Below are 208 nucleotides of genomic sequence, written 5' to 3'. Positions count from 1 at the left end.
GCGCCGCCTGGTGCGCCCGCCGGCCGCGGACGGCTGGGCGGCGGTGCTGGGGTGGTACTCACTGATCCACCTCGCACCCGGCGAGCGGGCGGAGGCCGTGTCCGCGCGGGCCCGGCCGCTCGCCGCCGACGGGCTACTGGTGCTCGCGCTGCACACCGGTGGGCCGCAGCGGGTGCGGCACCTCGACGAGTGGTTCGGCCACGAGGTG

The 208-nt window shown here is 78.8% G+C and carries 1 pseudogene; it reads left to right on the top strand.

Annotated features, from left to right (window positions below):
* Positions 1-208: pseudogene (locus QWY29_RS20910) on the top strand (DUF480 domain-containing protein); the annotation flags it as partial.

This window comes from Nocardioides abyssi (assembly GCF_030412915.1).
Lineage (GTDB): Bacteria > Actinomycetota > Actinomycetes > Propionibacteriales > Nocardioidaceae > Nocardioides > Nocardioides abyssi.
This window is presented reverse-complemented; position numbering and strand designations above follow the sequence as displayed.